The sequence below is a fragment of the Acinetobacter sp. ANC 4779 genome (assembly GCF_004331055.1).
In the GTDB taxonomy this organism is placed as follows: Bacteria; Pseudomonadota; Gammaproteobacteria; order Pseudomonadales; family Moraxellaceae; genus Acinetobacter.
In genome coordinates this window covers 89,947-116,465 of the sequence record NZ_SJNU01000002.1, presented here as the reverse complement: position 1 = coordinate 116,465, position 26,519 = coordinate 89,947, and the positions used below count along the sequence as shown (strand labels likewise).

General features: G+C 39.5%; 24 protein-coding genes. 21 read left to right on the top strand and 3 right to left on the bottom strand.

Features of this window, described 5'->3' with window-relative positions:
- Positions 1 to 135 precede the first annotated feature (135 nt).
- Both leuS and E0H80_RS03475 read right to left on the bottom strand, forming a co-directional pair.
- Positions 136 to 2,772: a leucine--tRNA ligase gene (gene leuS / locus E0H80_RS03480; protein WP_131363183.1), complete on the bottom strand. Its 2,637-nt coding sequence runs from the start codon at positions 2,770 to 2,772 to the stop codon at positions 136 to 138.
- Between the two features lie 147 nt (positions 2,773 to 2,919).
- Positions 2,920 to 3,279 carry a DUF4124 domain-containing protein gene (locus tag E0H80_RS03475; protein WP_131363180.1) on the bottom strand — a complete coding sequence of 120 codons (360 nt, stop codon included), beginning with the start codon at positions 3,277 to 3,279 and terminating at the stop codon, positions 2,920 to 2,922.
- Between the two features lie 788 nt (positions 3,280 to 4,067).
- On the opposite strand from E0H80_RS03475, the gene E0H80_RS03470 reads away from it, so the two are divergent.
- The 21 genes from E0H80_RS03470 (at position 4,068) to E0H80_RS03370 (ending at position 25,652) form a co-directional block, all read left to right on the top strand.
- Positions 4,068 to 5,795, top strand: coding sequence for an acetolactate synthase 3 large subunit (locus E0H80_RS03470; RefSeq protein ID WP_131363178.1), 1,728 nt, complete (start codon positions 4,068 to 4,070; stop codon positions 5,793 to 5,795).
- Positions 5,792 to 6,283: an acetolactate synthase small subunit gene (gene ilvN, locus E0H80_RS03465; protein ID WP_067866391.1), complete on the top strand. Its 492-nt coding sequence runs from the start codon at positions 5,792 to 5,794 to the stop codon at positions 6,281 to 6,283. Before E0H80_RS03470 ends, ilvN begins: the two co-directional genes overlap by 4 nt.
- Positions 6,284 to 6,403: 120 nt before the next feature.
- Positions 6,404 to 7,420, top strand: a complete 1,017-nt coding sequence (gene ilvC / locus E0H80_RS03460; protein WP_131363176.1) for a ketol-acid reductoisomerase — start codon at positions 6,404 to 6,406, stop codon at positions 7,418 to 7,420.
- Between the two features lie 100 nt (positions 7,421 to 7,520).
- Positions 7,521 to 8,336, top strand: a complete 816-nt coding sequence (locus E0H80_RS03455) for an XAC2610-related protein (RefSeq protein WP_131363174.1) — start codon at positions 7,521 to 7,523, stop codon at positions 8,334 to 8,336.
- A gap of 912 nt (positions 8,337 to 9,248) precedes the next feature.
- A complete protein-coding gene (locus tag E0H80_RS03450) occupies positions 9,249 to 9,779 on the top strand; it encodes a hypothetical protein (protein ID WP_067866396.1) in 531 nt (176 codons plus the stop codon).
- Positions 9,780 to 9,852: 73 nt separating this feature from the next.
- Positions 9,853 to 10,557 carry a molecular chaperone gene (locus E0H80_RS03445; RefSeq protein WP_131363173.1) on the top strand — a complete coding sequence of 235 codons (705 nt, stop codon included), beginning with the start codon at positions 9,853 to 9,855 and terminating at the stop codon, positions 10,555 to 10,557.
- 21 nt (positions 10,558 to 10,578) lie between these two features.
- Positions 10,579 to 12,909 (top strand): fimbria/pilus outer membrane usher protein, encoded by a 2,331-nt coding sequence (locus tag E0H80_RS03440; protein WP_131363171.1) that lies wholly within the window; start codon positions 10,579 to 10,581, stop codon positions 12,907 to 12,909.
- Between the two features lie 13 nt (positions 12,910 to 12,922).
- Positions 12,923 to 13,339: a hypothetical protein gene (locus tag E0H80_RS03435; protein WP_131363169.1), complete on the top strand. Its 417-nt coding sequence runs from the start codon at positions 12,923 to 12,925 to the stop codon at positions 13,337 to 13,339.
- A gap of 184 nt (positions 13,340 to 13,523) precedes the next feature.
- The gene (locus tag E0H80_RS03430; protein WP_131363167.1) at positions 13,524 to 14,807 is read left to right on the top strand and encodes a glycosyltransferase family 4 protein; all 1,284 of its coding nucleotides are present in this window, start codon (positions 13,524 to 13,526) and stop codon (positions 14,805 to 14,807) included.
- Between the two features lie 31 nt (positions 14,808 to 14,838).
- Positions 14,839 to 15,390 carry a phosphatase PAP2 family protein gene (locus tag E0H80_RS03425; protein ID WP_131363165.1) on the top strand — a complete coding sequence of 184 codons (552 nt, stop codon included), beginning with the start codon at positions 14,839 to 14,841 and terminating at the stop codon, positions 15,388 to 15,390.
- A gap of 85 nt (positions 15,391 to 15,475) precedes the next feature.
- Positions 15,476 to 15,676: a Fe-S cluster assembly protein IscX gene (iscX, locus tag E0H80_RS03420; protein WP_067866409.1), complete on the top strand. Its 201-nt coding sequence runs from the start codon at positions 15,476 to 15,478 to the stop codon at positions 15,674 to 15,676.
- A 109-nt stretch (positions 15,677 to 15,785) separates the two neighbouring features.
- Complete coding sequence (ndk, locus tag E0H80_RS03415; RefSeq protein WP_131363163.1) at positions 15,786 to 16,217, top strand: nucleoside-diphosphate kinase; 432 nt, start codon at positions 15,786 to 15,788, stop codon at positions 16,215 to 16,217.
- A 123-nt stretch (positions 16,218 to 16,340) separates the two neighbouring features.
- Positions 16,341 to 17,576: a 23S rRNA (adenine(2503)-C(2))-methyltransferase RlmN gene (rlmN, locus tag E0H80_RS03410; protein WP_131363161.1), complete on the top strand. Its 1,236-nt coding sequence runs from the start codon at positions 16,341 to 16,343 to the stop codon at positions 17,574 to 17,576.
- A gap of 61 nt (positions 17,577 to 17,637) precedes the next feature.
- Positions 17,638 to 18,399, top strand: coding sequence for a type IV pilus biogenesis/stability protein PilW (gene pilW / locus E0H80_RS03405; RefSeq protein WP_131363159.1), 762 nt, complete (start codon positions 17,638 to 17,640; stop codon positions 18,397 to 18,399).
- Entirely contained in the window at positions 18,390 to 19,178 is a 789-nt protein-coding gene (locus tag E0H80_RS03400) for a helix-turn-helix domain-containing protein (RefSeq protein ID WP_131363156.1), read from the top strand. The genes pilW and E0H80_RS03400 overlap by 10 nt, the downstream gene beginning before the upstream one ends.
- 24 nt (positions 19,179 to 19,202) lie before the next feature.
- Positions 19,203 to 20,318, top strand: coding sequence for a flavodoxin-dependent (E)-4-hydroxy-3-methylbut-2-enyl-diphosphate synthase (gene ispG, locus E0H80_RS03395; protein WP_131363154.1), 1,116 nt, complete (start codon positions 19,203 to 19,205; stop codon positions 20,316 to 20,318).
- Between the two features lie 7 nt (positions 20,319 to 20,325).
- Positions 20,326 to 21,621, top strand: coding sequence for a histidine--tRNA ligase (gene hisS / locus E0H80_RS03390; RefSeq protein ID WP_131363152.1), 1,296 nt, complete (start codon positions 20,326 to 20,328; stop codon positions 21,619 to 21,621).
- Positions 21,622 to 21,651: 30 nt separating this feature from the next.
- A complete protein-coding gene (locus E0H80_RS03385; RefSeq protein WP_131363150.1) occupies positions 21,652 to 22,353 on the top strand; it encodes a YfgM family protein in 702 nt (233 codons plus the stop codon).
- Positions 22,353 to 23,501 carry an outer membrane protein assembly factor BamB gene (gene bamB / locus E0H80_RS03380; protein ID WP_131363593.1) on the top strand — a complete coding sequence of 383 codons (1,149 nt, stop codon included), beginning with the start codon at positions 22,353 to 22,355 and terminating at the stop codon, positions 23,499 to 23,501. Before E0H80_RS03385 ends, bamB begins: the two co-directional genes overlap by 1 nt.
- A 3-nt stretch (positions 23,502 to 23,504) precedes the next feature.
- On the top strand, positions 23,505 to 24,914 hold the full coding sequence (der, locus tag E0H80_RS03375; protein ID WP_067866424.1) for a ribosome biogenesis GTPase Der: 1,410 nt from the start codon (positions 23,505 to 23,507) through the stop codon (positions 24,912 to 24,914).
- Between the two features lie 90 nt (positions 24,915 to 25,004).
- The gene (locus tag E0H80_RS03370) at positions 25,005 to 25,652 is read left to right on the top strand and encodes a 4'-phosphopantetheinyl transferase family protein (protein WP_131363148.1); all 648 of its coding nucleotides are present in this window, start codon (positions 25,005 to 25,007) and stop codon (positions 25,650 to 25,652) included.
- A gap of 74 nt (positions 25,653 to 25,726) precedes the next feature.
- On the opposite strand, the gene E0H80_RS03365 is transcribed toward E0H80_RS03370, so the two are convergent.
- Positions 25,727 to 26,500: an SDR family oxidoreductase gene (locus tag E0H80_RS03365; RefSeq protein ID WP_131363146.1), complete on the bottom strand. Its 774-nt coding sequence runs from the start codon at positions 26,498 to 26,500 to the stop codon at positions 25,727 to 25,729.
- Positions 26,501 to 26,519: the final 19 nt, after the last annotated feature.

Here is a 26,519-nt window from a genome sequence, read left to right as displayed (position 1 = left end):
AACGGGCTTTGTTTGGGAATTGTTTAATCCTTAAGAAAAGTTCCTTCGCTCTCTGGGAGAAGCTTAGCAGGAGGGGTTTTTAATATAAGTACCTCTCCCTACGTCTCTCCTGAGAGGAGCGGGAACCTAAGGAATTTAAACCACCAAGTTCACCAATTTATTTGGTATCACAATTTCTTTTTTGGTTGGACCGGTCAAGAACTGTTGAATTTCTGGTAATGCTTTGGCTTGCGCCAAGATGTCATCTTTAGAGGCATCGACAGATACTTCTAATTTACCACGAAGTTTACCGTTTACTTGAACCACGATGGTTTGGGTATTACGACTCAACGCAGACTCATCCACAACAGGGAATAAAGCTTCGGTGAGCTCAATGCCAAATTCAGTCAATAAGGTTTGACTTAAATGAGGCGCAAATGGCGCTAATAAAGTCAGCAGGGTGGTGATGGATTCACGGGCTACCGCAGCATCATTATCATCTTTCGCTTCAAACTTGTTGTTGGCATTTAACAATTCCATCATCGCTGCAATAGCGGTATTAAATGCATGACGACGATCTAAGTCATCACCCACTTTTTGAATGGTTTCATGCGTTTTACGGCGTAAATCTTGTGCATCTTTTGATAAATTTGCTTTATCAATAGTGGTAGTGCTATTGCCTTGTTCAAGGAAACCTGTAGCCAAACGCCAAACACGTTTCAAGAAACGGTGCGCGCCTTCAACGCCTGCATCAGACCACTCTAACGATTGATCAGGCGGTGCAGCAAACATCATGAATACACGTGCAGTATCTGCGCCGTATTGATCAATAATGGCTTGCGGGTCGATACCGTTATTTTTCGATTTCGACATTTTTTCCTGACCGCCGACCACAACTTCCTGACCGTCGCCTTTATATTTCGCTGAAAGCACACGACCTTTTTCGTCTTTTTCTAACTCGATGTCCGCAGGGTTAAACCAGGTTTTCTTACCAGATTCTGCTTCACGATAGAAAGTGTCAGCCAAAACCATACCTTGAGTAAGAAGATTCGTGAATGGTTCGTTGCCTTGTACCACACCTTCATCACGCATTAATTTATGGAAGAAACGTGCGTACAGTAAATGCAAAATTGCGTGTTCCACACCACCGATATACTGGTTTACAGGAAGCCAAGATTGTGCAGCCTCAGGTTTAACCATACCGCCCGTAAAATCTGGAGAGGCATAACGTGCGTAGTACCAAGAAGACTCTACAAAGGTATCCAAGGTATCGGTTTCACGACGAGCATCCGCGCCACAGCAAGGACAAGTGGTTTGATAGAATTCAGGCATTTTGTTCAGCGGATTACCTGAACCGTCTGGAACCACGTCAGTTGGAAGAATCACTGGAAGCTGTTCTTCAGGTACAGGCACCTGACCACAAGTTTCACAGTTGATCATTGGAATTGGACAACCCCAATAACGCTGACGTGATACACCCCAGTCACGTAAACGGAACTGAACTTTAGTATTTGCAAGGCTTTGTGGTTCTAATTTTGCGATAAAGGCATCAAAAGCATTTTGGAAATCTAAACCGTCGAACTCACCCGAGTTGACCAGTTTACCTTCTTTAGAACCGTACCATTCTTGCCATTGGTTTGAGTCAAAGTCTGCATCGTCTGCGCCTTTGGCATCAATCACCTGCTTGATGGTTAAACTGTATTTATTGGCAAATTCGAAGTCACGTTCATCGTGTGCTGGAACCGCCATCACCGCGCCTGAACCGTATGACATCAATACGTAGTTAGCAATCCACACTGGAACAGCTTCACCTGTTACAGGATGCTTAACAGAAAGACCGGTTGCCATGCCTTTTTTCTCGGCAGTGGCAAGATCTGCTTCGGCAACAGAACCCATACGGCATTCTTCAATGAATGCAGCCAATTCAGGGTTGCCTGCTTCTGATTGGAGAGCAGCAGCGTTCAGTGCCATTGGATGTTCAGCTGCAACCGCAACATATGTCACACCCATCAAGGTGTCACCACGTGTGGTATAAACCGTTAAATCATCGGCATAGATTTCTGGATTTGCTGAAGGGAAAGTGATTTCCATACCTTGAGAGCGACCGATCCAGTTACGCTGCATGGTCAACACTTGTTGCGGCCAGCCGTCTTTAAGTGAATCTAAATCGTCTAGTAATTCTTGTGCATAGTCGGTAATGCGGAAGTAATACATTGGAATATCACGTTTTTCAACCAATGCACCAGAACGCCAGCCGCGACCATTTTCAACCTGTTCATTGGCCAAAACGGTTTGATCAACCGGATCCCAGTTCACAGTAGAAAGCTTGCGATAAATCAAACCTTTCTTATAGAGCTGTACAAATAACCACTGTTCCCAGTGATAATACTCGGGAGTACAGGTTGCAAATTCGCGATCCCAATCCACTGAAAGGCCAAGCTTTTTCAATTGATCACGCATGTATGCGATATTTTCAAACGTCCATTTTGCCGGAGCAACCTGGTGGGCAATGGCTGCATTTTCTGCAGGTAAACCGAACGCATCCCAACCCATTGGTTGTAGTACAGTTTCACCTTTCAAGCGATGAAAACGGCTGATCACGTCACCAATGGTGTAGTTACGCACATGACCCATATGCAGCTTGCCACTTGGGTAAGGGAACATCGATAAGATATAGCGATGTTTACCTTCTACAGTGTCGGCAACTTTAAAGGCTTTGCGAGTTTCCCAGTCTTGTTGGACAGAAGGTTCAATCGCACTGGCTTGATATTCAGGGTCAATGTGAGTAGTCATAAACGTAATTAAGAACAACGGTTAAAAGTTTGTTGCACAGCATAGCGCAAAATGTACCTAAAAGTGAATTTTGCGGTGATGGATAAATAAGAAAATATCGAAGTTTTTGGATAAAGATCAGCAGTTGAATTTATATAGCCAAATCGGTCATCGTGCTTCAGGTGCTGAAGTATTATTATCCCGTTGGGCCTGGTTAACTGGCGATGCAGTTGGCGCCGGTAGAACAATCACTTTTTCGCCTGACACTATGGTAGTGTTTTGATTCGGCTGTTCTATGCTGTTGATTTTTTCAGGGGCTGGTTGGCTAGGTGTTGAGGAATGAGTGGCACCATAGGTATCCACTTTGCCTTTTTTCTTGGCCGATTTTGGAGGAGGTGTGCTGGTGTAATGGGTCGAACCTTTTGCATCGACCCATTTGTAATATTCTTTAGCAAAGCCAGTGGTGGAACTTAGACTGAAGGTAACGTATGCAGCCATAAATCCAGTTTTAATTAAAGATGATGACATAATGAACAAGTCCCTATAATAATCAGTCAGTTGTAAAGTGTGAAATATAGTCATATTCTACGTTTTCTATTTTATATGATTTTCATTTATTTGCAGAAAAAAAAGATAAGCTGATCAAGGGTATTGAAGATTGAATTCAGGGTGGAATTAGTCCAATTATGCGGCACTTTTGTTAAATATAAACTTTTCTAGATTTGATGGATTTATCATCTCATTTACCATGCGGCCAAAATGAAAATAAAGACTAACTGGTCGAGCTATTGGTTAATTTTTATTTAGAAATATTAATTTAGAATATAATAATACATTAAAGTTATTTATATAATTTATAAGATTTTTTTATTAGTAAAACGCATATGGCGATGAAGTGATTGGTTTTTCTCATAAAATCATCATCAAAGAAATGAACATTGAAATTCACCCTAAAGCTTAAAAAACAGACGGTCTGTAAATAATCAAGAAAAAGCCAATTTTTAAACTTGACTTTAATAGTCGAAACCACAAAAATGCTGACTGTAGTTTTATATGCGTCGATTTGATCACCCTTCGAATCAGCGTCATTTTAGCAATGGACTTCTTCTCTAGCCGAGAAGCTGAACAAAGCCAACAAAATATGTTTATCCCAACATGTTTTAGACCTCATATTGCTCAAACAGCAGTCAGGTCAGATTTTTTTCCTATTGCTATGAAAACTATGAAATTTGTGTGCTATAACAGTGCAGACAGTTAATGAATTAACCACTACAAATGCCCTCCATTTGTTAGTGAAAAGATTAGGGTGAATCACGTTGGAACTTTTATCTGGTGGTGAAATGCTCGTTCGCGCATTGGCGGACGAAGGCGTTGAACATTTATTTGGATACCCAGGCGGCGCAGTACTGCATATTTACGATGCGCTCTTTCAACAAGACAAAATCAATCATTACCTCGTGCGTCATGAGCAAGCTGCTGGTCATATGGCAGATGCTTATTCACGTGTAACAGGTAAAACTGGTGTGGTACTTGTCACATCAGGCCCAGGTGCAACCAATACAGTAACGCCTATTGCAACGGCATATATGGACTCAATCCCAATGGTGATTTTGTCTGGTCAGGTTGCAACACATTTAATTGGCGAAGATGCATTCCAAGAAACAGACATGGTGGGCGTTTCTCGTCCAATCGTGAAACATAGTTTCCAGGTACGTCATGCCAGTGAAATTCCTGGCATTATTAAAAAAGCATTTTATATTGCCTCTTCAGGTCGTCCAGGTCCTGTAGTGGTTGATATTCCTAAAGATGTAACCAATCCTACAGAAAAATTTGCTTACGAATATCCTGATAAAGTGAAGATGCGTTCGTATCAACCGCCACATCGTGGGCATTCAGGTCAAATTCGTAAAGCCATTGAAGAATTGATTGCTGCTGAACGTCCAGTCATCTATAGCGGTGGTGGTGTTGTTCAAGGCAATGCATCTGGATTATTGACAGAACTTGCACATCTTTTAAATTTCCCGGTAACCAATACCCTTATGGGCCTAGGTGCTTTCCCGGGGGATGATGAGCAGTTCATTGGTATGTTGGGTATGCATGGTACGTATGAAGCCAACATGACCATGCACAATGCAGACGTGATTTTGTGTATCGGTGCGCGATTCGATGACCGTGTAACCAATAATCCTGCAAAATTCTGTCCGAATGCCAAAGTCATTCATATTGATATCGACCCAGCGACGATTTCAAAAACCATCATGGCGCATATTCCAATTGTGGGCGCAGTAGAACCTGTACTGCAGGAGATGCTGGTTCAATTGAAACAGATGAATGTTTCTAAGCCAAATCCGGAAGCGATCGCTGCGTGGTGGTCTCAAATCAATGAGTGGCGCAAAGTACATGGCTTGCGCTATGAAGCCGGTGTTGATGGGGTAATGAAACCACAACAAGTAGTTGAAGCCCTTGATCGTATCACCAACAGTGAAGCCATCATTACTTCAGACGTAGGTCAGCATCAGATGTTTGGTGCCAACTACTATACATACAAACGTCCACGTCAATGGATCAACTCAGGCGGTTTGGGAACAATGGGTGTCGGCTTGCCATATGCCATGGCGGCGAAACTCGCATTCCCTGATCAGCAAGTGGTATGTATTACCGGTGAAGCTTCAATTCAGATGTGTATCCAGGAACTTTCTACATGTAAGCAATATGGCTTAAATGTGAAAATCCTCTGCTTGAATAACCGTGCTCTAGGGATGGTTAAACAATGGCAGGACATGAACTACGAAGGTCGTCATTCAAGCTCTTATGTAGATTCATTGCCAGATTTCGCCAAATTAATGGAAGCATACGGTCACGTCGGTATTCAAATTGACCATGCAGATGAGCTTGACTCTAAGCTTGCAGAAGCAATGGCCATTAATGATAAATGCGTATTTATCAATGTCATGGTTGACCGTTCAGAGCATGTGTATCCAATGTTGGTTGCCGGTCAATCTATGAAAGATATGTGGTTAGGAAAAGGAGAGCGCACAAAATGAGACACATAATTTCTGTACTCGTTGAAAATGAAGCTGGTGCGCTTTCTCGCTTGGTGGGTTTATTTTCACAACGTGGTTATAACATCGAGACCTTGAATGTTGCGCCGACTGAAGATCCAACCATGTCGCGTTTGACCCTCACCACTTATGGTGATGATCATAAAATTGAACAAATCACCAAACAGCTCAACAAGTTGGTTGAAGTTGTAAAGGTTGTGGATTTGTCCGAAGGTGCGCATATTGAACGCGAACTGATGTTGATTAAAGTGAAGGCACTTGGATCAGCACGTGCCGAAATCAAACGCACTGCAGACATTTTCCGAGCACAAGTGGTTGATGTAACACCAACGACCTATACCGTTCAAATCGCGGGTACCACTGAAAAGCTAGATGGCTTTATTGATGCGCTGGCAGAAAACACCATTCTTGAAGTGGTGCGTTCAGGTGTATCAGGTATCGCGCGCGGCGAAAAAGTTTTAACCATTTAACAGATTTTAATTTTATTCACACATTCTGCTCATCTTATAGAGGAGCGTCTAAGCCAATGAATACCAATAACATCGTTGGCTTAGATAAAAGGAAACAAAAGCATTTAAGCGGAGACAGCAATGCAAATTTTTTACGATAAAGACACTGACTTATCTATCATCCAAGGTAAAAAAGTAGCGATCATCGGTTATGGTTCACAAGGTCACGCACATGCGCTTAACCTTAAAGACTCTGGCGTTGACGTAACTGTTGGCCTACGTGCGAACTCTACTTCTTGGAAAAAAGCTGAGAATTCAGGTCTTAAAGTTGCTGAAGTTCCTGCTGCAGTTGCGCAAGCTGACGTAGTTATGATCTTGACTCCAGATGAATTCCAGTCACAACTTTACCGTGACGTGATCGAGCCAAACATCAAACAAGGCGCGACTTTAGCATTTGCTCACGGTTTCTCTATTCTTTATAACCAAGTTGTACCGCGTGCTGACTTAGACGTAATCATGATTGCACCTAAAGCACCAGGTCATACGGTACGTTCTGAATACCAACGCGGTTCAGGTGTGCCTGACTTAATCGCCATTCACCAAGATGCGTCTGGTAATGCTCGTAACGTTGCGCTTTCTTACGCTTCAGGCGTTGGTGGTGGTCGTACGGGTATTATCGAAACTTCATTCCGTGAAGAAACTGAAACTGACCTTTTTGGTGAGCAAGCAGTTCTTTGTGGTGGTGCTGTTGAATTGGTTAAAATGGGCTTCGAAACTTTGGTTGAAGCCGGTTATGCACCAGAAATGGCATACTTCGAATGTTTGCATGAACTTAAATTGATCGTTGACTTGATGTTCGAAGGCGGGATCGCGGACATGAACTATTCAGTATCTAACAATGCTGAATATGGCGAATACGTAACCGGTACTGAAGTTATCAACGAACAGTCTCGTGAAGCGATGCGTAATGCACTTAAACGTATTCAGTCTGGCGAATATGCAAAAATGTTCATCCAAGAAGGTGCGTTGAACTACCCATCTATGACTGCTCGTCGCCGTCAAAACGCAGAGCATGGTATTGAAGTTACAGGTAACAAACTTCGTTCTATGATGCCTTGGATTCAAGCGAATAAAATCGTAGATAAAGAGAAAAACTAAGTTTTCTTTCTGTTTTAAAGATACAAAAAGGCCGCTCAATTGAGCGGTTTTTTTGTGATACAGTACTCACAATCGTCCGCATTATTGAGTGTGCTGAACAATGAAAATTAAATTATTGCTTTGTATGGCTGCATTTGCTTTTTCAAGCCTGAGTGCTGCTGAAACAGCTTTGAATACTCCAGAATACAAGCCACTCAATAACGTTCGTGTGTCCATGCAACGTATGTTGCGTTCGAGTGAGGGGAGATATTTCCTTAGCTTGTATGCAGGTATTTGGAATCCGCATGCCACGCTATATGACCTTGTTGAAACTCAGACAATTAACTTAAAAGGATTGCAAAAGGGGGATCAGCTGAATTTAAAATCTGTCGATGCCGACTCTGAAAATATAACAAATAGGGTTTATCAATTATCAGGGATGCTCAATGCCAATAGCGGTGATCTTAAAGCGATATTTGTGGAGAGTGAGGATGCTTTAGGAAAATCTATTCAGTTTGAGCCTGCAATAAAAGTTTCAGATAAACCTAATTTCATTTTTAAATTTTATGGTCTGGAAGATATTAACCAACCCTATGGTTCGGTACTCAAACGAGTAGATATTGTGAATAAAAATAATAATAATATTGCACAAACTCTGACAGGATTTAGTGCATTTCCAAAAAGTCTCGGTTATATGGATGTTAATTTTGATGGATATTACGACCTTGTGTTGTCAGATATTTCAGGTGAACGAACCATTCAGGAGAAGCGTTATATTTACTGGATCTTTAATCCAAAAACGCAGCAGTTTCAGCGCTCTCCTCAACTTGAAAAGATTGTAGGATTTCCAAAACTACATGGAGAAAAACAACAAATTGATTTTGGAGATGGTCAGCTATATCAAGTGAAAAATGGTTTATTGAATCGGATGGAATAAGGGTGAATTTTTAACAGGTTTAATATAGAGATTGGATTTAAATCAAATTAAGTGTTTAAGCTGGATAATCTTTAATATCAAGTTTTTATATAAAGCAGATTAAAAATACATTTTTATTAAACTTATTGGTTTTAAAAATTTAATCTTTAGAATGCTCAATTACTCTTTGAGGCTTATAAAAAATAAAATGCTATTAATTGAGTGAATATTAAAAATATTTTTAATATCATAATGGATTTTCCTGGAAAGAAATTATTAAAAAATTGTCATCTACCGAATTTAAATAATTATGGTTACTTACTACTTATAAAATCCTAGAATTCAATAAAGATAGTCAATAAATTAAAATTATAATAAGTATTTTCTTGTTGGAAAGATTTTTTTAATTATTTCAGTTGCTTGTATTTTTTTTAGTCTAGTGTTTAAGAATGGGTACATGAAATTAAAATAATATAGACTTATTTGAAAATGAATATAAAAACAATAAATAAAACACAAAATCATTAAGAAGCATGCATTGAATTACAGTATTTTGTAAATTATGTAACTTTGTTGATGTTTTACGTAAGAATATGATGTTTTATAAAACATATATTAATCATATGTTTATGGGGTTTAATATATTTTTAATATTTTTACTGATTATTTTAGACATGATTAGAAACAAATTAGAATTGTATCTTAATATTTTTTAAAATAAAACTTAATTAAAATAGGATTTTAGATATATTTATAATGATAATTAGAAAATAAAAAATATATTGTGAATAAGAACGTTTTTTAAATTTTTGAATTAATAGTAATAAGATAGATGAACGGTTACGAGATCTTACTCATAATAAGAAGAGTTACAAACGTAATCGTGAAAATCAAATAAATACATTCTTTTAAAATAAAGAAATGGAGAAAGTTATGAATAAAATGACTCAAGCAGCCTTAGCAGCCTTAGCCTTTGGTGTGTGTGCAACAAGTGTGTATGCAGGAGATGAAGATCGTGGAGGTGGTTACGATCCTAAGCCACCTGTTGACTGGAGTAAGTGTAATACTTTAGGTTGTGAAAAAGAAATTCCAATCACCCTCGATATTAAGAAAAAATGTGTTGTTACTGGTGGCCAAGGAATTGTTCTCAGTGCTGCGGGAGGAACTCAGACCACTAACTATTCAATTACAACAAATACTCCTTATGTTTTGAATTTACAAACAGCAAATGCAGGTACTAGTAATACGACCTTTGTAAAACATGAATCAGATCCAACTGCAAAAGTTTCTACTACGATTGTTACTACTAAATCAGGTCAGGTGGCTGCTGTTGGTTTAGGTAATTCAAATCATGCGGGTGAAGCTACTGACGTATTTACTCTCAAAGTAACTAATGCAGCAGTAAGTGCTTCACAAAAATCAGGTATTTATAACGATAAATACCTGATTAAAGCTTACTATTAATAGCTAAATAAACCTAACCTGACGCAAGTGTTGGGTTAGGTTTTTATTATAAAAATAATAAGGATATAATTAAATGAAAACTATAAGTATATTTTTGGCCACTTTTATTTTATTTATATCGGGTGTACAGGCAGATGTTTCAATAGATCCTGTTCAGATGTATATATTGAATGATGCTAAGCAAAAAACGACGACTTTAACTCTTGAATCTATAAATGAAACTGAAAAAAAATTTTTTGAAGTAAAGGCATATAAATGGGATCAGAATAAGAATGGGGAAGATGTATTAGAGCCAGAAGATGCATTAATTATTAATCCTAGGAGTTTTATCCTGCAACCAAAAGGAAAACAGGTAATTCGGATCGGATTTAATCGTCCTACGCAATCTATATTGGCCGGTAAACAAGAGGGTACTTGGCGAATTTTGGTAGAAGAAATACCTCAAGCTGTAAAAGAGTCATCGATTACTTTTTTACTTAACTTTAATTTACCTTTGTTTATTGGAAAACAAGATGATATTAAATTAAAATTCAATATTGAAAATGATAAGTTAATTGTATGGAATAAGGCAAATTCCCACATTCAAATTGCCAATTTGAAAATTATTGACTCGAATAAAAAAGAAATTTTTAAAAGTGATACCTTGGGCTATGCACTTGCTAATAAAAGTCTTTCTTATGACCTGAAGGGGCTAAAAATACAAGATATTAATAATTATAATGTTAAATTACAGACGGATAAGTCAAATGAAATGGTAGAGCTTAAATTTATGGAATAATTTTTATTTAGGGGATTTCCTATGAAATCAAACCAAGGGGTCTTAATATTAATAAATATATTTCTCATTTTTAATGTTAATGCAAGTGAAAATAACTTAGAAGAAAGCTTTGCAAACTTATGGATCAACGATTTAGATCACAATACTGATATAGTTTTGTTGAAATATAATGAACAATTTTATGTTGAATGCAATGAGTTATCAAACCGAAATATTAATATAAATAAATTATTGCGATTAACATCTAGAAATAATTTTTGTTTGGTTTCAGGTGACTCTATTCAATCTCAATTTGATAGTTCTATTCAGGCTATTAAACTAACAGTACCTTCTACACTTTTTACATCTTCTTCAAATATTTTAGACATGAATACGATACCAGAAAAAGCAAGTTTAGGAGGTTTTATAAATTATGATTTAACCTATTTAAATAATCGTATGGATGGTGAAATTGATAATTCATATAATGGTTTAGCTGATTTAGGGATTTTTAAAGATTATTGGATTTTTAGAAATTCAGTTGCTTATCAAAATACACCAGCAGGTGATTTTTTTAATCGATTAAGTACAAATATTGATTTTGAAATTCCTAGTAACATGACACGCCTTACACTAGGTGATACTACCACTGTATTTAATCCACTTATTAATTCATTACGATTTGCAGGTTTGAGTTGGGGAACTAATTATACAGAAAGACCAAATTTTATTTATTGGAATACTCCTGCGCTACAAGGAAGCGCTCGTCTTCCATCAACCGTTGATTTATATATTAATGGTGTAAGCATTTATAGTCAAAAGGTCAGTCCGGGTGAATTTAATCTTCAGACGGGTGCTCAAATTCAACAAGCCGGAAATGCACAAATTGTTGTCGAAGATGTTTTAGGAAATAGAAGTGTCCAAAGTTTTCCTATATTAGTCACAAACCGTTTATTGCGTCCTGATTTAAGTGAATATAATATTTCATTAGGTAAGTTGCGTTACAATTACAATATTAAAAGTGATGATTATCGTGATTTTTTTTCTAATTTCTATTACAGGCGCGGCTTATCAAATACAACGACACTTGGTTCTAATTTTCTCTACAGTGATGAAATACAAAACTTGGGTTTAATGTGGACTCAAGCCATTAGTCATTATGTTGTATTGGATAGTATAGTTCAGGCATCACATGATAGTAATCAATTTAATTATTCATATGGATTATCAGCCAGTAAGGACTTTGGTCGATTTTCATTAGGGGCAAGTTCAAAATATACAGAAAGAAATTTTAAATTTTTAGGGGATGATCTAAATGGGGTATCTGTTTATCCTAAATTTGAGCATTTAATTTATGGCGGAATGAGTAATGTACCTGTCTTACAAAATATTTTCTTTAATTATGCAGAGCAAAATTATCATAAAGGTTCAATAGTTCCTGAAGATAATATTGCTTTTTTACAGGAAGACCGTAAAACGTTTAGTATTGGTTTTAATCGGCGTTTGGGTAGGAAGGCGACATTAGGGTTGGGTTATTATAATTCATTTGGTGAAGAGAGAGATGCGAGCGCAATATTAACTTTTAGTTATAGTTTTGATGATGATAAAGCTATCTATTTTAGTCATTCAACAGATGATAATACTAAATTACAATTTGTTAAGAGTAATGCCAATCAAGTTGGTTTTGAATATGAAGCAGGGATAAACCGGAGAAATGAAGAGAATTTTTATAACCTAAAAGGTCGATTAAAAACTAATGTTGGTGATTTAAATTTTTATCATATAGAAGGTGATAATGAAGGAGAATCACAATTAAATTATCGTGGGGGATTAGTTTGGTTACAAAATAGTTTAAGTTTTACAAAGCTTGTCGATAATGCTTTTTCTATTGTGAGTGTAGGTGATTATGAAAATGTTGATATTTTACGCTCTTTATCGGTAGTAAATAAGACCAATAAAAAAGGCTATGCATTTATTCATGATATTATTCCTTACGTAAATTATGATATTGGATTTGATCAAAATCAGTTGCCGATAGAGGATAAAATTCCATACTTAAGCAAAAAGCTTACAGCCTTTAATCAGCGCGGCTATGTTATTAATTTTCCGGTTTTTCATGCGAAGCAAGTTACGGTTCGTCCTTTAGATATTAATAATAAAACATTTATAGCTGGTTCTGAATTACATATTGATAATGATGGAGGGGAGGTATATCCAATTTCATCAGACGGTACGGTTACTTTGTATGGCTTAATTCCTAAAACTTATAATGTGAAAATAAAAACAAATGATTTAAAAACCTGTTCAGCACAGTTAATGGTTACTGAGAATCCAAATACGGCGGATAAGGTGATAAATCTTAATTGCAAATAAATGGAGAAATAAAATGAAATTTAAATTAGGTCTACTTATATTAGCCATGTGTTTTAGTAAGCTTGGTTATGCTGGCCGATGTCAGATTGAAAAAGCCACAGCATCACAACTTCAACTGAGTTCTTCTTACTTAAGTCAGGCAGCTACATCATTTTCAGTGGCATGTGATAGTAATTATGCGATTAAATTCAGTTCTCGAAATTTAACCAGTCCTGCTGGAAATAGCTATTTGGTTAGTGATCGAAATCATAAAATAAGAACACAAATGTTTATTTCGGGTGCAACATCTTCAAGATGGAATACCCTCATCTCTCAACCGGCAGCCGATCAAACTAAATTTGTTGTACTAGTGCAATTAGCGGAACAGCCCACTGCCTCTACGCCAGCAGGGCTTTATAAAGATAGTTTATATGTCAGTCTTATATATTAGGTGGGTATGGGGAATATGTTCATAAAGCCCTGATAAAGTTTTCTTATAGCAGGGAGTATTTTTTCCATGGAAGCAGACAAATTCGATAAAGAAATATATTCATTATTAAATTTGAGGTCTTATTATCATCAAACTGAAAGAAACAACACCTAAGCTAGGATTAAAATAACGACACAGGTGTTGTATGACAAATTTGTATGCGACCAGGCTGCTAAAACACCAAAATTTTCCAGAAAGCTTTCAATTTTATTTTAAGCAAAGAAAGCAGGATATTTCGTTTGATGATGTTCAAGTTTTAAAAGAACTGGTTCGTCCACGCCTAAAAATAGCCATTGTTACTGAAACTTGGCCTCCAGAAATTAATGGGGTAGCCCTATCTTTACTACAATTATGCAAAGGTTTACAAAAACAAGGTCATAAAATTTTACTGATTCGGCCAGAGCAACAACACGCATGTTGTGATTTTTTACCCAATCAAGAATGTCTGGTCAAAGCACAGTCTATTCCTAAGTATCCAAGCCTTCAATTTGGTTGGCCACAATTTTTAAAAGTATCACATGCGCTGGATGAATTTGTACCGGATGTTGTGCATATTGTTACCGAAGGGCCTTTGGGTTTGAGTGTTTTGCAAGCTGCAAAAAGCAAAGGTATGTCTGTTTCAAGTGGCTTCCATTCACCTTTTCAAGAATTTAGTCGCTTTTTCGATTTAGCTTTTTTGGTTAAGCCCATTCAGCGCTATTTACGTTGGTTTCATAACAATACACAACTGACATGTATTCCCGGTAAAGATACAGAATATATTTTAAGAAAGTTTGGTGTGCGTTGTCCTTTGGCTATTGTTGGACGTGGTGTAGATGTTGCTTGTTTTTCTCCAGAACATAGTTTGAGTGCTTTGCGTCAACAGTGGAAAGCGACTTCAGAGACCCTGGTGATGCTCTATGTAGGACGACTGTCTCCTGAGAAAGAAATAGATGTTCTGGTAAATGCCTTTATCGCTATGAAGCAAGTAACTCAGCAAGATGTAAAACTGGTGATTGTAGGTAATGGGCCAGATCGGAGTCGTCTGGAAATGTTATGTCAAAGTCATGATGTTATTTTTACCGGAAATTTAACCGGTCTGAATTTAGCGCAAGCCTATGCAAGTGCCAATGTTTTTGTATTTGCCAGTCAAGTGGAAACCTTTGGTAATGTGGTGTTGGAGGCAATGGCAAGTGGTTTACCAGTCATTGCTTATGATTATGCCAGTGCACATTTGCATGTAAAAAACGGTGAAACTGGGTGGTTAAGTCCTTTAGGGCAAATAGATAAACTGATTCAGTCAATTTATCAACTACCGAATAATCAACAGTTGAAACTCATGGGAATGCAAGCCCGTGAAACAGTGCTAAATGTAGGATGGCAACATCCGGTACGGCAGTTCGAGCAGGCACTGTATGGCGTTGCCAGAGAGATAAAAATGACATCCTGAATTTAAAGCAGAAGCTTAAAGGAGAATCATCATGAAATTAAAAAAAGCAATAATAACGATGTTAGATCTCGACTTAAAAGGATGTATGTATCTGAATCATTTTTCACATTCACACACTGTTGCCTATTTTTTTAAAATCATTAGCCGTCTTGGCAACGGTTTGTTTTGGTGCCTCATGTTGGCAAGTCTGTGGGTATTGGAAGATACGTTTTATATCGAACAATTACTTTATCTTTTGATTGGTGGCTCTGTAGGTTCTGCAATTTATAAAATTTTAAAACAGAAAACCACGCGTCCTCGACCTTATCAAGTACATCAGGTGGTTCTATTGCAAGAACAACCGCTAGATCACTTCAGCTTTCCTTCCGGACATACCTTGCATGCTGTTATGGCGAGTACGGTGATGGGGTATATCCAGCCGATGTTACTTGTTTTGATGTTGCCTTTTACGCTTTTGGTGGCTATATCCCGTATGGTTTTGGGACTGCATTACCCAAGTGATGTCATTGTGGGTGCCCTGATTGGGGTATTGGTCGCAACCGGCATTATTTTTACCGCGCCATTTTTAAATATCGTGTTATAAAATGTCTTTTTAAAAATCGAAACCCTATTTTACGATTTTAGGAATTTGTTAAAGTAGGGCATTCATTTAACGTTTAGGAACACCCATGGGTTTACGTTGGACTGACACCATTGATCTTGCCATTGAACTTTCTGAAGCACATCCAGATGTCGATCCACAATGGATTCGCTTTACCGACTTGCATGCATGGGTTTGTGCATTGCCAGACTTTAAAGATGATCCAGAAAAATCGACTGAAGGTCTATTGGAAGGGATTCAATTGGCATGGATTGACGAAGTTCGTTAATCGGTAAATTGAAAAAAACTATTTTTTACATATCAAAAGCTGATACTTGCTGATTATCTCGGTATAATGCGGCAAAATTTTCTCGTCAAATTGACATAAGGAGCCAATCATGGCTATTGAACGTACTTTATCTATCGTTAAACCAGATGCTGTTGGCAAAAACAACGTTGGTGACATCTTTGCTCGTTTCGAAAAAGCTGGTCTTAAAATCGTTGCGACTAAAATGAAACACCTTACTCAAGCTGAAGCTGAAGGCTTTTACGCTGAGCATAAAGAACGTGGTTTCTTCGGTGACCTAGTTGCGTTCATGACTTCTGGTCCTGTTGTAGTATCTGTTCTTGAAGGCGAAAATGCTGTTCTTGCTCACCGCGATATTTTGGGCGCAACTAACCCTAAAGACGCTGCTCCTGGTACTATCCGTGCAGATTTCGCTGTAAGCATCGACGAAAATGCTGCTCATGGTTCTGACTCAGTTGCATCTGCTGATCGTGAAGTTAACTACTTCTTCGCTCAAACTGAGATCTGCCCACGTACTCGTTAATTCGAAGTATTCAAACCAGATAAGTGTTATTATACTTATCTGGTTTTTTTATTCTTTGAATAAAATTTTGCTCGATTATTGAGCTTCTCCTTTCATCTTTAGACATGGTTTAGGTAATTACACATGAGTACTGAAGTCGTCGCTGTCTCTGCAATTTCTGATGCACAGCAACCATCTCCATCCACTCCGATACAGCAAAATGCTGTAGAAAAAGTGAACTTACTCGGCATGTCACGTCCGCAACTGGAAAAATTCTTCGAAGATATTGGTGAGAAGAAATTCCGTGCTGGTCAGGTGATGAAATGGATTCATCAGTTCTTTGTGACTGATTTTGCTGAAATGACCAATGTTTCAGGCAAACTTCGTGAAAAACTGGAACAGATTTGTGAAGTCAGAGCGCCAGAAGTGGTGCACCGTAACTATTCTAAAGACGGTACCCGTAAGTGGGTGTTCCGTGTCGGTGATGGTGAAGGTTCACTGGTTGAAACTGTGCTGATTCCGGCAGAAGATAAAACCGGTTTGCGCAAAACCTTGTGTATTTCTTCACAAGTGGGTTGTGCGCTGGATTGTTCATTCTGCTCAACCGGTAAACAGGGTTTCCAGCGTGATTTAACACCTTCAGAAATCATCGGTCAGCTGTGGATGGCAAACTATTCTTATATGGAAGAAGTGCCTGTTGCAGAACGTGAGCGTTCAGTGACCAATGTGGTGATGATGGGTATGGGTGAACCATTACTCAACTATGACGCTGTTCTTAGCTCAATGCGCATTATGCTCGATGATTTTGCTTATGGCATGTCTAAACGCCGTGTGACTTTATCGACCTCGGGTGTTGTACCGAAGATTGACCAAATGGTGAAAGATATTGATGTGGCACTTGCCATTTCTTTACATGCGCCAAACGATGAGCTGCGTAATGAACTGGTTCCAATTAATAAAAAATATCCGTTAGAGCAACTGATTGCTGCATGTCAGCGTTATATTGCTAAAGATGGTAACGAAAGTTCACGCAAACATGTGACCATTGAATATGTGATGCTAGATGGGGTGAATGACCATCCTGAACATGCGCAACAGATGATTAAGCTACTGAAAAATTTACCAAGTAAAATTAATTTAATTCCATTTAATCCATTCCCGCATGCACCCTACGGTCGTTCAAGCCGTAACCGCATTATTTCTTTCCAAAAAACTTTGTCTGATGCAGGTTTTGTGTGTACGATTCGTCAGACACGTGGTGATGATATTGATGCTGCGTGTGGACAGCTGGTGGGTCAAGTGGCTGACCGTACTCGTCGTGCGGAACAGTGGAAAAAGAAAATTGCGCAAAGTAATGAGATTATGCGCTCTCAAGGATAATAAAAGGGGACGCCAATTGAGAAAGCCCGCATATAAATTAGCTTTTATTACAACGATTTGTATGTCTGCTATTTTTATCACTGCTTGTCAAACATCGACAACAATGGTGAAGAAAGATCCAGAAAAAGCAATTAAAGTTCGCACTCAATTGGCTGCAGAATATATTAAATCGGGTGACCTGGATTCGGCAAAGCGTACTTTAGACCAGGCGCTGGAAATGAATTCTCGAGATTCCGCTGCAAATATGATGATGGGGATTTTACTGCAACAAGAAGGCAGTAAAATCAGTATGGATAAAGCAGATGCTTATTTTAAGCGTGCTATTTCTGCTGATTCAAAAAATGCGCAAGCGCGTAACAACTACGGTACTTATTTGTATCAAATTGAGCGCTATAATGACGCGATTGAGCAACTCAATGTTGCAGGTACGACATTGGGTTATGATCAACGCTATAAAGCATTTGAAAATGTGGGGCGAATTTATTTAAAGCTGGGTGATGTGACGAATGCTGAAAAATCATTCAAACAAGCCCTACAAGTAAATCGTGATTCCTACATTTCAATGTTAGAGTTGTCCGAAATTTTTTATTTGAAACAGCAGACCGCTGCTGCGACACAGTTGTATGAACAGTTTGTGCGTGGTGTAGGTCAAAAGAATCAAGGTGCGCGTGCGCTCTGGATTGGTATCCGAAATGCACGGGCAAATAGTGACACAATGGGAATGCAGGTACTTGTCAATCAATTGCGTGCGCTTTTCCCGGAGAGTCCAGAATACCAACGTTATCTGCAATTACAGTACAGTACTGAGGCCGTATGGAAGTAAATCCTAATTCACAGCAATCAAATGGTTCAAGCGTAGTACCCAATGCATTAGGAAATGTTCAGCGTCCAGGTGAGTACTTACGTCAAATTCGAATTGCACAAAAGCGTGAATTAAATGACGCTGCCAAAGATTTAAACATGCAAGTGAAAACTTTGACAGCTTTAGAACAAGATGATTATAAAGCTTTGCCGGAAGCGACCTTTATTAAAGGTTACTATCGTATTTATGCAAAATATTTAAAGGTCGATGCAACAGCGATCATCCAGCGTTTTGATGAAATTTATCAAAATGATACAGGATTATTGCCAAATCATGCCTTAAACAATTCACCGATTAAAATCATGGGCAAATTGCCAGGTTCGAATCGTGATCGTAACAAGAAATGGTTAAAACGGATTGTTATTGCTTTAGTCGTGTTGTTAGCTGTAATTGCTGCCGTGATGACTATGCAAAACATGTCGTCAAATCAAGATGCTAGCCAAGAAATTGCACCAGCAAAATCTGATGTGGAAGTGCTGAATTTAGATAATTCAACTGCTGTATCCGGTGATCAGTTAGAGCTTGATTTTAGTCGTCCAACCTCTGTGCATATTGTAGATTCAACGGGTAAAGTTCTGGCAACAGGTCGTCAGGCATCGACAGTGAAATTAAATGGTGAAACCCCATTTCAAATTCGTCTGGATGATGCATCAGCTGTAACCTTAACGTTAAATAATGAAAAGATTGCGTTGTCACCTTATACAGTGAATGGCAAAGCAGACTTCCGTTTGTCACGTTAATGGGTAAAGAGAAGAGCGATATTAATGATTGAAAATCCGATTAAGCGCCGTCCCACTCGTAAAATCCGTGTTGGCTCCGTCTATGTAGGTGGTGATGCACCGATTAGCATCCAGAGTATGACCAATACTGAAACTTGTGATGTTGCGGCTACTGTTGCACAAATTCAGCGCTGTGCCGATGTCGGTGCGGACATCATGCGTGTTTCTGTACCTTCAATGGAAGCAGCAGCAGCATTCGGTGAAATCCGTAAGCAAGTCACAGTACCCTTGGTTGCCGATATTCATTTCGACTATAAAATTGCTTTGGCGGTGGCCGATGCTGGCGCAGATTGCTTGCGGATCAATCCGGGTAATATTGGTTCGGAAGCAAAAATTCGTGAAGTGGTTGCTGCGGCACGTCACAACGATATTTCGATGCGGATTGGAGTGAATGCCGGTTCGTTGGAAAAAGATATTCAGAAAAAATATGGCGAGCCGACAGGTCAAGCATTACTTGAATCTGCGATGCGTCATATCGATATTTTAGACCGTCTGGATTTCCAGGAATTCAAAATTTCAGTGAAAGCATCGAATGTGTTTTTAACCATGGATGCCTACCGTTTATTGTCTGCAAAAATTGATAATCCATTACATTTGGGTGTGACGGAAGCGGGTGTTTACCGGACTGGTTCAGTGAAGTCAGCAATTGCCTTGGGTGGTCTGTTGATGGAAGGTATTGGCGATACCATGCGTATTTCCTTGGCAGCAGAGCCTGAAGAAGAAGTGAAAATTGGTTTTGATATCTTGAAATCATTGGGGCTTCGTTCTAACGGGATTAACTTTATTGCCTGTCCAAGCTGTTCGCGCCAAGAATTCAACGTGATTAAAGTGATGCAATCACTGGAAGAGCGTTTGGAAGATATCCGTACCCCGATGGATGTATCCGTGATCGGGTGCAAAGTGAATGGTCCGGGGGAAGCCAAAGAAGCGGATATCGGTGTTGTCGGTGCAAGTCCGCGTTCACTGGTGTATCGTAATGGCGAGAAAAGCCATTTAATTGATACCAATCAATTGGTTGATGAAATCGAAACTATGGTTCGTCAACGTGTTCAAGAGATTGAAGAAGCTAAATCTAAAGAAATTATTCGCACAAGTTTTTGAGTAGGTCATGAGTTCAATTGTTGCAATCAAAGGTTTTAATGACATTCTTCCAACGCAAACTGCGGCATGGAGACGTCTTGAGCAACATTTAGCATCGCTTATGGATGCTTATGGTTACCAGCAAATTCGTTTGCCGATAGTTGAACAGACCAATCTGTTCAAGCGTTCAATTGGTGATGCGACGGATATTGTTGAAAAAGAAATGTACACTTTCTTGGACAAGGGTAATCCACCTGAGTCTTTGACTTTGCGTCCGGAAGGGACTGCAGGCTGTGTACGTGCCATGCTTGAGCATAACCTGCTTCGCGGCGCGACCCCTCGTGTGTGGTATGTCGGACCGATGTTCCGTTATGAAAAACCACAAAAAGGTCGTTACCGTCAGTTTCATCAGTTTGGTGTGGAAACATTTGGTGTCGCTACACCGGATATGGAAGCAGAATTGATTTTGATGACTGCACGTTTGTGGAAACGCATGGGAGTTGCCGACAAGGTTCAGCTTGAACTGAATACTCTAGGTGAGTCTGATGAGCGTGCTGCATATCGTGCTGCATTGGTGGAATTCTTAGAATCACACAAAGGTGATTTAGACGAAGATTCACAACGTCGTTTAGAAACCAATCCACTGCGTATCCTCGATTCTAAAGATGCACGTACGCAAAAAATTCTTGAAAATGCCCCCAAACTTCACGACTTTATGGGTGAAGAAACTTTGGCTCACTTTGCGCAATTGCAGCAGTATTTAACTGATGCAGGAGTGGAATTTATCATTAACCAAAAGCTGGTTCGTGGTCTGGATTACTACAACAAAACTGTCTTTGAATGGACAACGACACATTTGGGTTCACAAGGAACGGTATGTGCCGGTGGTCGTTATGATGGTCTGGTGGGTCAATTGAAAGGGAAGGCTGATCAGTCTGTACCTGCAGTTGGCTTCGCTATGGGGATTGAGCGTTTGCTGCTTCTACTTGAACAAGTAGAAGACAATACTCCTGTACGCGATTGTGAAGTATTCTTGTTGTCAGATCCCGCATCACAAGGGAAAGCCTTGGTACTTGCAGAACAAATTCGTGACCAGCTGGAAGCGGCAAAGAGCAATATTCGCCTGAAAGTGGGTTCACAAGGTTCGATGAAATCTCAGATGAAAAAAGCGGATCAGTCAGGCGCTATTTTTGCCGTGATTGCCGGTGAACGTGAATGGGAAGCACAACAATTAGCGGTGAAAGAATTGGCAACTGCGGAGCAAACTGATGTTGCTGTGGCAGATATTGTACCATTTTTCATTGAAAAATTTTCTTCAAAATAAGCTTAAAAAACATAAGGAAAAGGTAATCACATGAACGCATTGAGTGATGATGAACAACTTGATAGCTTGAAGTCTTTCACTAAAAAATATGGCTCTGCCATGATTAGTGGGATTTTAATTGCGTTGATTGCCTTTTTCGGATGGGAATATTGGCAGAAGAAAAACCTGGCTGAATCCCAGATGGAAACAGCCAAGGTTCAACAGTTGATGGATGATGCAAAAAATGCACAAGGCAATCCCAATGCATTTAATGTCTTATCTGCAACTGCGGACAAAATTGTAAAAGAAGCACCCAATTCTGCCCAGGCTATTCAAACGCAATTGTTGATGGCTAAACTGGCGTATGACAAAGCAGATTATGCGCATGCAGAAAGGGCATTGAAAAAAGTTGAAAATTCTAAGCTGGATGATGCGGGCTTGGTTCAGTTGGTTAAGCTGCGCCTGGGTTATGCTCAGCTTGCGCAAAAGAAATATGATGACGCATTAAAGACATTGGCTGCAGTGACAGATCCCGCTTTTAAAGCCACTGCTGATGAAGCGCTTGGTGATGTATATGTGGCTAAAAATGATATAGAAAATGCTAAAAAATCGTACAAGAGTGCATGGGATGCACTGGTTGAACGTAAGCAGGAGCGTCAAATTTTACAAATTAAACTCGAAAGTGTCGGTGTTTTAGTTGATGATCCTGATGTGGAGCGACCGATTTTAGAAACACAAGTGGATGAGTCATGATGGATAGAAAATACAAAATACCGTTTGCGCTGACAATTTTAACATTCGCACTTGTTGGCTGTTCAACGAATAAAATTAAAGTGGAAGAGGCTAAACCTAATCCATTACCTAAATTGGTCCAAGCCAAAAGTCTTGTTCCTGTATTTTCTCAAAGTGTTTCATCAACATCCGAAGCAGATCCTTTGCGTCTGCGTTTAGATGTGGATAACGGTGTAATCTTTGCATTAGATCCAAAAGGTGAAGTGGCAGCTTATCAAGGTAAGCAGCGCATCTGGGAGAAAAAGGTTTCTAAACAGGGTTTAAGCTCTGGTGTAGAGGCGGGCGAAGGCATCGTTGTTGTGGGAAATAAGAAAGGTCAATTGTTTGCTCTAGATCAGGCGACGGGTGAACAAAAGTGGACTGCCCAGTTGTCGGGTGCCATTTTATCTGCTCCATTGATTCAATCAGGTCGTGTGATTACTGTCAGTAATAACGGCACTGTGTATGCGCATGATCTTGCCACCGGTCAGCAAGTTTGGACATATAACCTTCCTAATGTACAATTTAGCTTGCGTGGAATGGCATCGCCGGTTGCACTCGATCCGCGTACGGTATTGATTGCTTCATCAAATGCTTATGTTTATGCCCTGGATATACTCAGTGGTGTACCGCGTATGCAGCGCCGTGTTGCAGTAAGCGATGGCCGTTCAGATATTCAGCGCCTCAATGATATTGATGGCGATCCAGTTGTTGCAGGTCAGTTTCTTGTAACAACCAGTTTTCAAGGACAAGTCACTGTTACAGATTTGGCTTCACAACAAGTGGTGTGGAGTGAAGATGCAAGCAGTATTCAACGTCCAGAAGTAGCGAATAATACCGTTTTTGTTGCACAAGCAGATGGCAAAATTACTGCTTACGCACTAACAACAGGTGAGCAATTATGGCAAAACGATAGTTTGCTCAATCGTCAGCTCAGTAATCCTGTTGTGCTCGGACAAGACCTAGTGGTTGGTGATCTCGATGGTGTATTACACTTAATAGATCCAACTTCTGGGCAACTCATTGGTCGATCAAAAACAAGTGGTGAAGTACGTTCACTACGCGTAATTGATGGACAACTATATGTCTCCACCAGAAAGGGCGCATTAAGCGTTTGGCAGAACCGTTAATTTATGAAACCCGTAATTGCGCTAATTGGACGTCCGAACGTCGGTAAATCAACGCTATTTAACCAGATTACCAAGAGTCGTGATGCACTCGTGGCTGACTTTGCTGGTCTTACTCGTGACCGCAAATATGGCGATGCAGTATTCCAAAATAAATCCTTCATTGTAGTCGATACAGGCGGTATCGGTGAAAGTGAAGCTGGTATTGATTCATACATGGCTGAGCAATCAAAAACAGCCATCAATGAAGCCGATATTATTGTTTTTGTTGTTGATGCGCGTGCGGGATTACTAGCGTCAGATGAACAAATTGCACGAGAACTTCGTACCCTCGGGAAAAAAGTTTACTTGGTTGCAAACAAAGTTGATGGTGTACATGCCGAAGCTGCAGTGGTTGAGTTTTATCAACTTGGCTTTGGCGAACCCATGCATGTTGCAGCAAGCCACGGTCGTGGTGTGGCTCAAATGCTTGAAGATGTGCTTGAAGATATTCCTGAGGATGAAGATCCTGCGTTGCATGATCAGAACACCGGTTTACGCTTAGCCGTGATTGGTCGTCCAAACGTGGGTAAATCGACTTTGGTCAACCGTTTACTGGGCGAAGAGCGTGTTGTGGTTTATGACATGCCAGGTACCACGCGTGATTCTATTTATATTCCATATGAACGGAATGAACGGAAATACACGCTGATTGATACTGCAGGTGTGCGTCGTAAAGGCAAGGTAGATGAAATGGTTGAGAAATTCTCAATCGTGAAAACGCTACAAGCGATTAAAGATGCCCATGTTGTGGTTGTGGTACTGGATGCACGTGAAGGTGTGGTTGAACAAGATCTACATTTGATTGGCTATGCTTTAGAAGCGGGCCGGGCAATGGTGATTGCAATCAACAAATGGGACAACATGACAGAATACGACCGCAAGCAATGTAAGCTTGATGTCGACCGTCGTTTTGACTTTATCCCATGGGCCAAAGTGCATTTGATTTCAGCATTGCATGGTACCGGGGTAGGCGAGTTATATCCTTCCATTCATCGTGCATTTGACTCTTCACATTTGAGAGTTTCGCCTGCGAAATTAACTCAAATTTTGAATGATGCCACTGAAGCACATCAACCGCCAATGATTAGCGGTAAACGTATTAAAATGCGTTATGCCCACATGGGTGGTCAGAATCCACCAACAATTATTGTACATGGTAATAAAGTTGATAAAACCCCTGCGGATTATCGTCGTTATTTGGAAAATGTATTCCGTCGTGTATACAAACTTGAAGGAACACCGGTTCGTATTGACTTTAAAACGTCTGAAAATCCATTTGAAGGTCGTAAGACGCAAATGGATGAACGCATTGCAGCACGTAAACGTCGTTATGTTCAGAAATTCAAGAAAGCTGAAAAGAAATTTAGAAATTAATAAATCTTCTATTGATCAAAAAAAAGCCTGAAGTTTACTTTGGGCTTTTTTGTTTTAAGATGTCATTATATTTTTGGATCGGGGGTGCACGTGACCAGATTGATACGCGTAGATGTCGATAAAATTGAGCATATTGTCCCGCTATCTAAAGTGTTAGATCGCAAGACTAAAATTCAGCAGCAAAAACAGGCCATTTATCGTTACCGGAATCAATTGCTCTCCCAGCAATTAGGCACAATCATTCAGCAAGAAGATTTTGCGAGTACGCAACACGGCAAACCGTATTTAGTTAAATCTCCTCAATTTTATTTTAACCATAGTCACAGCCAAAAAAATTATGCTTTAGCCACCAGTACCCATATGTCAGATTTAGGGGTGGATATAGAAGATTTAGACCGAAAGGTGCGCTTTGAAGCTTTGGCAGCGCACGCTTTTCACCCCAATGAATTACAACACTGGAATGAACTGGACCAAGACCCTGCTTACTGGTTTAAAGTCTGGACCACTAAAGAGGCAGTATTGAAAGCATCGGGCTTAGGTATACATCTGAATTTAAATGAGTTAGAGACTCGGGTGCATCCTGTTTATGATGGCGGATTATGCAGTCATCCTTTTATTGGCACATTTGCTTATCAAAATTTCAATTTAGGTCATGTCATGTTAACGGTCGCATGGCGTTCAGAAGCTTCATGTAAGGGTCTTGCTTTCCCGGAAATCAAAATACATTTCCCATCTTAAAAATAATTTTTATAAGCTTGAAGCAGCATTGAGTATTTTAAAAGAGCCTTAGGATCAGGCTCTTTTTTATTGAATCATTTTCTTTTTGCTAAAAACATCGTACTGAGGCGATTCACAAACTGCGGGCTGAGTTTGGATAGATTGAACATGATTTTAGTTTTTAATCCCACAGGTTGGTGGGTTGGGGTAAATATACTGTTTTTAAGCTGTACCAATTGGTAGATCTGCTGAGCCACATCTTCTGCACTTAAATGTACGCCCATATTTTGGATAGTACCTACATCCATATCTTTAACCATCGCGGTTTGAACAAATAAGGGCATGACATCTAAAACCCGAATACCGTATTTTTGCCATTCGATATCTAAGCCTTCGGTAATGCCGCGTACCGCAAATTTACTGGCGGAATAAGACACTAAATCAGGTTGGCCATAAATGGCAGAAGCCGAGGACAGATTAATCACTCGTGCAAAAGAGGCTTTCTGTAAATAGGGCAAAGCGGCATGACAGCCATTTAAAACACCATTCACATTAATATCGATGGTTCGGTGATGTGCTGTGATGTCGGTCTGTTCAAAAGCTCCTGAATAAAGAATCCCTGCATTGTTAACCAATACATTCACTTCACCTGCCCAGAGTTGAAATTCATCAAGGGCGTGCTGCCATTGGCTATAATCAGCGACATCGAGCGAACCCGCTTTTGCTCGTGATCCTAATTGTTGGGCAAGTTTCTGGGCTTGAATTTCGTTGATATCATAGATTCCGACTTTATAGCCATGTTGATAAAACAGGGTAGCAATAGCAGCACCAATTCCTTGTGCTGCACCGCTAATAAAGATACTGTGCATGTGTTTTTTCCCTTTCAGT